Here is a 10,578-nt window from a genome sequence, read left to right as displayed (position 1 = left end):
CGAACCCCTGATCGGCTACCTCGCCAACACCGTCGTACTACGCACCCAACTCAACGACAACCACACCACCACCGCCCACATCCAGCACTGCCACACCACCATCCTGCACGCCCTGCAACACCAAGACACCCCCTTCACCCTACTCGTCGACACCCTCCAACCACCCCGCACCCCAGGCCAGAACCCCCTCTTCCAAACCGCCCTCTCCCTCCTGCCGGCCGCGCTCGGGGGCGACCTGACACTCGATGACGTGACCGCCGCCCACGTCGGCCTGCAGGCCGGCTCCTCGCGTTTCGACCTGTCCGTGCAGGTCACCCCGCAGGCCGACGGCTCGATGGCGGTGTCGGCGGAATATGCCAGCGAGCTGTTCGACTCCGGCCGCGTCGAACGGTTGCTGGCACATTTCGCGACCGCGCTCGCCGAGATCGTGGCTGACCCGTCCCAGCCGCTCGATGAGATCCTGGTGCTGACCGAAGCCGAGCGTGCCCTGGTAACCGGCCCGTTCAGTTCGGGCACCGCGCCGGCCACCGTGCCCGGTGCGGCCAGGCGGGTGGCAGCCGGTAGCACCACCCTGCAGACCCTCGTCGCGATCTGGACCGAACTGCTCAGGCCTGCCACCCCGCTGCAGCCGCACCACAACTTCTTCACCGAAGGCGGCAGCTCGCTCGCCCTGGCCCGCCTGACCGCGGCGATCAAGGACCGGTGTGGCGTTGAGCTCGCCGTCCGGGACCTGTACCTGGCGCCGACCCTCGATGCGATGGCGGCACTCGTCGACGATCTGGCCAGCGACTCGTCCCCAGTACCCCGCGCTGCCCAGACCGCGCTGCTGCCGCTGCGCACCGGTGGCTCGCGGCCGCCGGTGTTCCTGGTACATGCCATCGGCGGATCGGCCGTGCCGTACCTGCCGCTGGTCGAGCTGCTCGACCCCGCCCAGCCGGTGTATGCCTTCGAGGCGCCTGGGTTGCACGGGCGGCCGGCACGGCCGGACGGCACCATCGCGAGCATTGCCACCGACTACCTCGGCGAGCTACGCCGAGCGCAGCCGCACGGACCGTACCGGCTCGCCGGCTGGTCGGTCGGCGGCATCATTGCCCAGCAGCTGGCAGTGGACCTGCGCTCGGCCGGTGAGGACGTGGCGTTGCTGGCGCTGCTGGACGCGGTGCCGAGCGAAGCCGGCACTCAGGTGCCCGATCACGCCGGTTTGCTCAGCTGGTTCGCCCACGACCTGGCCGGCATCCGCGGGCTGGCGGTGGCGGACCTGGACCCGGAGCTGCTCCGCAGCGCTCCTCCTGCCGAACAGCTGCGGCGGGTGTTGGAACACCTGGTAGCGCACGGGATCCTCGACAGCCGGGATCGGGCCGCCATCACCACCCGGTTCGAGGTGTTCACCGAGCTTGCCACGGCGTTCCTGCGGCACCGGCCTGCCGCACTCGACTGCCCCACCGAGCTGCTGGTCGCGGCCGGCACCGCCATCGACCCGGTGCCGCGCTGGCGGGCGGTGGGCGGTCAGCTGAGGGTGCACCGGGTTGCCGGTGACCATTACACGATTCTGCAGCCGTCCCACCTGCGCTCGGTCGCGGTTGTCCTCGGCGAGCTGCTCGATCGGTCCCACCAGCCATCGGGTCACTCCGAGACGAACCAGCACGCGTGATTCCGGGAATCGAGAGGAGGAGCTGTGAACCTGAGACTCAGCGCCGACCAGGAGGCGTTTCGCCGCGCCGTGTGTGAACTGCTCTGTGAGGACTCGGTCCGCGACGAGGTGGCGCGAACGCGCCGGCTGCCAGCCGATGACGAGCCCGGGCTGCTGGAGGTCTACCGCCGACTGGGCGAGCGGGGATGGCTGGCGACCAACTGGCCGGTCGAGCACGGCGGCCTGGGCAGCAGCATCGTGGAGAAGGCCATCCTGACCGAGCAGATGATCGTGCACGGCATACCCGACGTCGTGCATACCCTGTCCATCGACATCGTCGGCCTGGCCATCCAGCGGCTGGGCACCGAGGCGCAGAAGAGCAGCTTGCTGCCGCCACTCGCGGCCGGCCGGTCTGTCGGGTGCGTGCTGCTCACCGAACCCGAGATCGGCTCCGACCTGGGCGGGCTCAGCGCCAGGGCCGAGCCGGACGGCGACGGCTGGCGACTGTACGGGCGCAAGGTGTACAGCCTCAAGTCACAGTTCGCCGACTTCGCGCTGTGCGCCGCGCGCACCACCGAATCCGAGGTCCGGTTCCACGGCATCACCGTGTTCATCGTGCCGATGCGCGCGCCTGGCGTTCGGGTCGAGCCGCTGTGGAGCATGAGCGACGAGCGGTTCAACGAAGTGGTGCTCTCAGGCATCCGGATGACCCCTGACGACGTGCTCGGCGACCTCGACGACGGCTGGCAGGTCTTGCACGATCTGCTGGGGATCGAGCGGACCGGCATCGAGTTCGAGGCCAAGGCCCGGCGCCTGCTCGACGCGGTCCTGGACGAGGCGGAGCGGGCCGGCTCGATCAAGAACAGCGAGTACGGCGAACTGCTCGTCGCATTGGACGCCGAGGTCCGGGCGGGTCAACTGCTGGCCTGGCAGGCCCTGGGCGACATGCTTGACGGCGAGCTCGACGATGTGCGGTGCGCCATGGCCAAGTGGCACACGACCGAGACGGCGAAGCGGATCTCCGAACTCGGTCCGGAGATCTGCGGCCTGACGGCGCTGCTGTCGGCCCGCGACGACGAGGCCATCCCGGGCTGGCTGCTGGAGTCGGCCTTCCGCGATGCGCCAGGGCTCACCCTCGCCTCCGGCACCTCGGAAGTGATGCTCTCGCTCATCGCGAGCGCGGGCCTGGGCCTGCTCAGCTAAAGCCGATCGGCTCGGTTGGACCCTCAGCTAGGAGGAATTGCCCATGGAGATCAGGCTGAGCGCGGCGCAGCTGGCATTACGGGTTCGCTTTGCGCAGCTCTTCGACGAGGAGTTGACGCCGAGCATCCGACGGATGGGCGAGCGGCCCCGCACCGGCGACTCGACGGAGATCGAGGCGTTGCGCCAGATGGTGTGGAGCGCGCTGACCGACCTCGGCGCCACCCGGCTGCTGTTGCCCGAGCGGCACGGTGGCGAGGCGACCGGTCAGCAGGGCGCGGTGGTGCTCGCCGAGATGCTGGGTGGTGCCCTGTACCAGGGACCGCTCCTGGACACGATGACCGCGACCGAGGCGCTGGCCGCCGAGGGCGCCGGCGGCAAGTTGCTCGAGCGGATCGCCGAGGGCGCGCCGGTCGTGCTGGCGGTGCGGGAGTCCGGCTCGGACGACCCTGCGGCGCCCGGACGAATCGAGCTTGCCGACGGTCAGGTGACCGCTCACCGGCGTTTCGTCAACTACGCCGCGGACGCCGAGTACCTGTGCTTGATCGGCGCCTCCCAGGACCAGCCGGTCTGTGCGGTCGCCGCGCGCGACGACCCGACGGTATCGATGCGCAGGCAGCAGGACACCGGCCGCGGCGAGCTGTACGACGTGATGCTGGACCATGCGCCGGTGCTCGCCGAACCCGTCGGCTTCGCCCAGCAATGGCCGCGATTGCTCGCCGCCGCGCGGCTCCGGCAGGCGGCGTACCTGGTCGGCATGTGCCAGGCGGCGCTGGCACTGGCCGTGCGGCGGGCAACCACCCGGCGTCAATTCGGTCAGCCCATCGGACGGTTCCAAGCGCCTGCCTTCGTCCTGGCCGCCGCGGCCACCCGGATCGAGAGCGCCTGCTGGCTGGTCCGGGCCACCGCATGGGAAGCCGACCAGGGTGCCGACATCCGGCTGCGGTCGGCGCAGGCCTTGGCGATGGCGGCCGATCTCAGCCGGTCCACGCTTTCTGCCGCTATCCAGGTGCACGGTGCCTACGGAATCACCGAGCAGGCCGACATCCAGCTGTTCTACCGCAGGGCGGCCGTCGAGCGCGGCTGGCTGGGCTCACCGCGCGCCTTGCGAGCCGAGGTGGTGCCGCTGCTGCTGGCCCAGCGCCGGGCCGAAAGGTTCCAGTGATCCGGAGCCTCGGGCCTCACTGAGCACGCGCGCATCAGCCACCCCGGCCGAGTTGACGGACAATCCATGTGGAGGTAAGACGGCAGGCGTACCGCGAGCCTTGGATGTCGTTGTGCAGCAACGAGGTCCTCGGAAGGAAGGGATGGTTTCACATGTCCGAGACCGATCAGGTCCGTGCAGTTCGCGATTACTACCTGCAGGACAACGGCGATGAACCCAGCATCTATCACATCTGGGAGCGAGGCGCCGGCCGAGGGAACGTGACGACGCCGGCCACCTCCAGCCCGCCGTACCAGGACTGGATAACGGACCTGCTCCGCGGCCTCCTGACCCGGAGTCCTGACCCGCGGCTGCTCAGCGTGGGATGCGGGAACGGCGTGATCGAGGCCGGCATCGCCGCCGACGGCGTCCGGGTGCTCGGCGTGGACGCGATGGAGCCCGCGGTCGAGCTGGCGAAGGCCAAGGGCCTCGACGTGGTGTGCGCCGATGTCCTCAGCTGGACCCCGCCGGCCGAACCCTGGACGGTGCTCTACGCCGACGGCAGCCTGGGACACCTCTATGACCCCAGTACCGGCGTGCGGCACGTCCTGGAGCGCTTCAAGTCCTGGTTGCCTGAGAACGGCATCCTGGTCCTCTCCAACGACCCGCCGTGGACCGGTGATGACGACGTGCAGAAGCATCCCGACCTGGCGTACTGGTTCCTCTCCCAGTCGTTCATGCAACGGCAGGTGGAGGAGTGCGGGTTCCGCGACGTGACGAGCAGCGTCTTCACCTATGAGAAGCCGGTGACCGGACCGCGTGACCGGATCGTCGTCACCGGTCGCGTGTGACTCCTCCGGACCGGGCCTGCGGGCGTGCACCCCGCAGGTCCCGCCATCTCGCAAGGCGTTCTCGACATCCCGGGTGAGCGTGGGGGTGCTGGCACCGGGGCGTCGAAGGGAGCTTTGAACTGCCGGAAGCACGTTCACCCGCGCATCGGGTATCCCCACCGGGTCTGATGATCCTCGATGTTGAGGAGCCGATGTGCGCAAGCCATTGCTTCGGTACCCGCCGTGATCCGTGCTGGAAAGATGCCAGACCTTAAGTTCATGTCAATCAGAGCTGACTTGATAACCGCATTATCGGGTTGGTCCCCGCGGCGGCCGCCTCTTGATTTCCTCGGGACCGAAACAGGTGTTATCACCACGTGGCAATCGCTGCCGCGAAGGTGCGCCAGCGTGGCCAGTCGATGCGACGTTTACATTGTCACAAAATGATCCCCGCTGGCTGTAAGCCCTTCCGAGAGGGCGCTGCCGGCGACCGCAGCGGCAGCCGGTGGCTGAAGCCCGCACGCGGCACCTGTGCATGCGCGGGAGCTGGTTGCGCGCGGTGTCGCATTGGATCGTGCCCGTTCACCTCATGAGACGAGTACCGGCAGTATCAGGTACCGGCAGTATCAGGTGTTTCACAGGTTCACAGGTCACCGGGTCACATAGCGTGACCAATCTCAGCCGCTGGTTCACAAGCCCTATGCCAGCGGGAAAGGACGCCGGAATTCTTTGCTGGACAACTGCGCGGACGCGGGTATGTTCTCTCGGTATTCGCGTGATCGATGAACGCGCCATAGTCGAGTTCCATCGATTCGACTCCTGCCCGTAATGGGCCGCCGCCGGACCGGTGACTTCGCCGAGGCGTCACTGGGCGGTGAGCGGTGCGGAGTGCGGCCACAAGGTGCCGGCGTCGGCTCACCGTGCGCGGCCTCGTCCAAGGCGTCGGTTTCCGGCCGTTCGTCTACGCCCTGGCTCGGGAGTGCGGGTTGAGCGGCGAGGTCCGCAATACCGGGGACGGCGTGCTCATCGAGGTCGAGGGACCGGCCGATGCCGTCTCGAGGTTTGCCGACCGTCTCAGCTCCGGCGCGCCGCCGCTGGCCCGGATCGACGGTCTCGCCACCGCCGTGATCGGCTGCCGCGGTGGAACGGAGTTCGTCATCCGGGACTCGTGCGGTAACGGTGGGCGGACCCTGGTCTCACCTGACGTGGCAACTTGTGCCGACTGCCTGGTCGAGCTGGCGGACCCGACCAATCGCCGCTTTCGGCACCCTTTCATCAGCTGTACGAACTGCGGTCCGCGATTCACCATCGTCGTCGAGCTGCCCTACGACCGGCCGGCGACCACCATGGCGGGATTGCCACTGTGCGCCACCTGCGCGGCTGAATATGCCGATCCCGGCGATCGGCGCTTCCACGCCCAAACCGTCGCGTGCCCGGCGTGCGGCCCGACGCTCACCCTGCATCGTCCCGCCGAGCGTGATCTTGCCGGCGACGCGGCGATGATCGAAACCCGGCGGCTGCTGGCCGCCGGCGCGATCGTCGCGGTCAAGGGACTGGGCGGTTACCACCTCGCCTGCGACGCCGCCGACGAGCAGGCGGTGGCCACGCTGCGTAAGCGGAAGGACCGTGGCGACAAGCCGTTCGCCGTGATGGTGGCCGACCTTTCCGCCGCGGGCGGGATTGCCGAGATGTCACCGGCTGAAACCGCGCTGCTCGGTGATCCTCGGCGCCCGGTGGTGCTGCTTGCCAAGCGCGACGGCTGCGACCCGGTCCTGGCTGCCGCGGTCGCGCCGGGACGCTCCGACCTCGGCGTGCTGCTGGCCTATACGCCGGTGCATCACCTGCTGTTCGGGTTGCCCGCTGATCCGCCGGGACCGCGGGTGCTGGTGATGACCAGCGGCAACGTCTGCGGCGAGCCGATCGTGTTCGACGACGACCAGGCGCGGGTGCGGCTCGCCGGTCTCGCCGACGCGTGGCTCGCGCACGACCGGCCGATCCGGGTGCCCTGCGATGACTCGGTGGTGCGGGTCGCGGGCGGCCTGGAACTGCCGGTACGCCGCTCCCGTGGTTATGCGCCGATGCCGGTGGCCCTGCCGGTGCCGGTCCGGCCCTCGCTGGCCGTCGGCGGAGACCTCAAGAACACCTTCTGCGTGGCCGACGGCGGTTACGCATGGCTGTCGGCGCACGTCGGTGACATGGACGATCTCGCCACGCTCCAGGCCTTCGAGCTGGCCACCACCCACCTGCGGTCGATCACCGGCGTGCGTCCGGAAGTGATCGTGGCCGACCGGCACCCGTCCTACCGAAGCTCCGCGTGGGCAGCCAGGTCGGCGGGTTCGGCGAAGGCCGGCATGGTGGCGCTGCGGCAGGTTCAGCATCATCACGCGCACATCGCCTCGGCGATGGCCGAGAACGGCCACGACGGCACCGAGCCCGTGATCGGTTTCGCCTTCGACGGCACCGGCTACGGCGAGGACGGCGCGGTGTGGGGCGGCGAGGTGCTGGTCGCGGACTACGACGGTTTCGAGCGGGCGGCCCATCTTCGCTACAGCTGGTTGCCCGGTGGCGATGCAGGGGTGCGCAATCCGTGCCGGATGGCGCTGTCCCACCTGCGGTCGGCTGATGTCGAGTGGAACCCGGCGCTGCCCAGCGTCGCGGCCTGCTCGCCGGCCGAGCGCTCGGTGCTGGCACGGCAACTGCGGACCGGCCTCGGATGCAGCAAGACCTCCAGCATGGGCAGGCTGTTCGACGCGGTGTCGTCGCTGGCGGGGGTGTGCCATCGGGTGGCCTACGAGGCCGAGGCGGCGATGCTGTTCGAGGCACTGGCACACGACGCGATCTCCGGTTGCGATAAGGCCTACCCGTTCGGGCTGATCGGCGATGACGGTGCCCTGGAGGCCGACCCGCGACCGGTGATCGCCGCGGTGGCCGCCGACGTGCTGGCCGGCGTCGGGGCCGCCACCATCTCCGCCCGCTTCCACCTCGCCGTGGTCGAGCTGGTGGTAGGCCTGGCCACCACGCTGCGGGCCCGCACCGGCCTGTCCACGGTGGCGCTGTCCGGCGGGGTGTTCCTCAACGTCCTGCTCACCACGCTCTGCGTGGATCAATTGCAGCTCAACGGTTTCCGGGTGCTGCGCCACCGCCTCGTCCCGCCGAGCGATGCCGGCCTCGCCCTCGGCCAGATCGCCATCGCGGCCCGTGTCCCAGCGTCGAGTCAATCGCCTGCCCAGTAAAGGAGAAACACCATGTGCTTAGCGGTTCCGGGCAAGGTCCTGGAGATCTGGGACAAGGACGGCACTCGAATGGCGAACATCGACTTCGGCGGCATCCTCAAGGAGGTCTGCCTCGAATTCGTGCCCGACATAGCAACCGGTGACTACGCCATCGTGCACGTCGGCTTCGCGCTGCAACGCCTGGATGAGAAGTCAGCGCTGGAGACACTTGCGCTGTTCGAGCGGATGGGAGAGATCGAGATGGAATTCGGGGATCCGTGGGCACGGGCGGCCAAGGAGTCAGGCATCGAGCTGCACGCGCCGAGCGAGGTGACCCCGTGAAGTACATCGACGAGTTCAACGATCCGGAGCTGGCCAAGCGGTTGCTCGACGACATCCACGCCACCGTGACCCGTCCGTGGGCGATCATGGAGGTGTGCGGCGGGCAGACCCACTCGATCATCCGCAATGGCATCGACCAGCTGATCCCTGAACAGATCGAGATGATCCACGGCCCCGGCTGCCCGGTCTGCGTGACCCCGCTGGAGTTGATCGACAAGGCGCTGGCGATAGCGGCCCGTCCGGACGTGATCTTCTGTTCCTTCGGGGACATGCTCCGGGTGCCGGGCAGTGGGCGGGACCTGTTCCGGATCAAGAGCGAGGGCGGTGACGTCCGGGTCGTCTACTCGCCGCTGGACGCGCTGAAGATCGCCCGGGAGAACCCCGATCGTGAAGTCGTGTTCTTCGGCATCGGGTTCGAGACGACCGCTCCGCCCAACGCGATGACGGTCTATCAGGCCGAGCGGCTGGGCGTGCCGAACTTCAGCATGCTGGTCTCGCACGTGCGGGTGCCACCGGCGATCGAGGCGATCATGCAATCGCCGACCTGCCGGGTGCAGGCCTTCCTGGCCGCAGGTCACGTCTGCAGCGTGATGGGCACCTCTGAATACCCTTCGCTGGTGGAGCGTTTCTCGGTGCCGATCGTGGTCACCGGGTTCGAGCCGCTGGACATCCTCGAGGGCATCCGGCGCACCGTCCACCAACTCGAGGACGGCACGGCGTTGCTCGACAACGCCTACCCGCGCGCGGCGCCGCCGGAGGGCAACCCGGCGGCGCGCCGGCTGCTCGCCGACGTCTTCGAGGTGACCGACCGTGGCTGGCGCGGCATCGGCGTGATCCCGGACAGCGGCTGGCGGCTGTCGGCCAAGTACCGCCGGTTCGACGCCGAATACCGTTTCCAGGTCGGGGACATCAGCACCGAGGAGTCCTCGGTCTGCCGTAGCGGTGAAGTGCTGCAGGGATTCATCAAGCCGCACGAGTGCTCGGCGTTCGGCACGGTGTGCACGCCCCGCAACCCGCTGGGAGCCACCATGGTGTCCAGCGAGGGCGCCTGCGCCGCCTATTACCTGTACCGCCGCCTCGGCGGGGCTCCGACGCCTGACGGCCGCCAGGTGGTGAGTTCGATTGGCTGAGGTGCTTCCCTCCCTGAACCCGCTGAATCTCGAGGGCTGGGCGTGCCCGGTTCCCCTGCGGGACAGCCCCACCGTGGTGATGGGGCACGGCGGCGGCGGCCGGATGTCGGCCGAACTGGTCGAGCACCTGTTCGTGCCGGCGTTCGGCAACCAGGCCGACGCCGGCACCGGAGACTGCGCGGTCTTCGAACTCGGCGGCGCTCGGCTGGCGTTGTCCACGGACACGTTCGTGGTGCGGCCGCTGTTCTTCCCGGGTGGCTCGATCGGGCACCTGGCAGTGAACGGAACGGTGAACGACCTGGCGATGAGCGGCGCGGTGCCGAGTCACCTGTCGTGCGGGTTCGTCCTGGAAGAGGGGACCGAACTCGGGGTGATCGGGCGGATCGCGCAGGACATGGGCGCGGCCGCCCGGGATGCCGGGGTGGCCGTGGTGACCGGTGACACCAAGGTGGTCGACGCCGGTCATGGCGATCAGGTCTATGTCAACACCAGCGGAGTCGGGTTGATCCAGGCCGGCGTGGACATCCGGCCGCAGCGAGCGATGGTCGGCGACGTCGTGATCGTCAGCGGATCGATCGGCGTGCACGGCATCGCGATCATGAGCGTGCGGGAGGGGCTGGAGTTCGGCACCGAGATCAGCACCGACAGCGCCGCGCTGCATCCACTGGTCGCGGCGATGCTCGCGGTCACCCAGGACCTGCATACATTGCGGGACCCGACGCGCGGCGGACTGGCCACTTCGCTCAACGAGATCGCCGCCACCGCGGGAATCGGCGTGCGGCTGGTGGAGAAGGCGATTCCGGTTCCGCCGGAGGTCGGCAACGCCTGCGCGCTGCTGGGCCTGGACCCGATGTACGTGGCCAATGAAGGAAAGCTGGTGGCGTTCGTGCCACGCGAGCATGCCGATGCGGTGCTGGCGGCGATGCGGGCACACCCGCTGGGCGCCGACGCGGCCGTCATCGGCGAGTGCGTCGACGAGCATCCCGGCATGGTGGTGGCCAGGACCGCCTTCGGAGGGACCCGGGTGGTCGACATGCCACTCGGCGAGCAGCTCCCGAGAATCTGCTAGCTCTGCCCGGGCCACAGGTGC

8 protein-coding genes are annotated in these 10,578 nt (G+C 69.0%); all 8 read left to right on the top strand.

Annotated elements, in window-relative coordinates:
• Positions 1-1,651, top strand: a 1,651-nt coding sequence (locus tag VF542_RS12685) for an alpha/beta fold hydrolase (RefSeq protein WP_408652069.1), incomplete at its 5' end; no start/stop codon positions are given.
• A 24-nt stretch (positions 1,652-1,675) separates the two neighbouring features.
• Positions 1,676-2,833, top strand: a complete 1,158-nt coding sequence (locus VF542_RS12680; RefSeq protein WP_408652068.1) for an acyl-CoA dehydrogenase family protein — start codon at positions 1,676-1,678, stop codon at positions 2,831-2,833.
• A 43-nt stretch (positions 2,834-2,876) separates the two neighbouring features.
• Positions 2,877-3,995, top strand: coding sequence for an acyl-CoA dehydrogenase family protein (locus VF542_RS12675; protein ID WP_408652067.1), 1,119 nt, complete (start codon positions 2,877-2,879; stop codon positions 3,993-3,995).
• A gap of 152 nt (positions 3,996-4,147) precedes the next feature.
• Positions 4,148-4,825, top strand: a complete 678-nt coding sequence (locus tag VF542_RS12670; RefSeq protein WP_408652066.1) for a class I SAM-dependent methyltransferase — start codon at positions 4,148-4,150, stop codon at positions 4,823-4,825.
• Between the two features lie 899 nt (positions 4,826-5,724).
• Positions 5,725-8,037, top strand: a complete 2,313-nt coding sequence (gene hypF / locus VF542_RS12665) for a carbamoyltransferase HypF (protein WP_408652065.1) — start codon at positions 5,725-5,727, stop codon at positions 8,035-8,037.
• 12 nt (positions 8,038-8,049) lie between these two features.
• Positions 8,050-8,358, top strand: coding sequence for a HypC/HybG/HupF family hydrogenase formation chaperone (locus tag VF542_RS12660; protein ID WP_408652064.1), 309 nt, complete (start codon positions 8,050-8,052; stop codon positions 8,356-8,358).
• Positions 8,355-9,488, top strand: coding sequence for a hydrogenase formation protein HypD (gene hypD, locus VF542_RS12655; protein WP_408652063.1), 1,134 nt, complete (start codon positions 8,355-8,357; stop codon positions 9,486-9,488). The genes VF542_RS12660 and hypD overlap by 4 nt, the downstream gene beginning before the upstream one ends.
• A gap of 79 nt (positions 9,489-9,567) precedes the next feature.
• Positions 9,568-10,557, top strand: a complete 990-nt coding sequence (gene hypE / locus VF542_RS12650) for a hydrogenase expression/formation protein HypE (protein ID WP_408652071.1) — start codon at positions 9,568-9,570, stop codon at positions 10,555-10,557.
• Positions 10,558-10,578: the final 21 nt, after the last annotated feature.

Origin of the sequence: Jatrophihabitans sp. (assembly GCF_036389215.1) — a bacterium.
Lineage (GTDB): Bacteria > Actinomycetota > Actinomycetes > Mycobacteriales > Jatrophihabitantaceae > Jatrophihabitans_A.
This window is presented reverse-complemented; position numbering and strand designations above follow the sequence as displayed.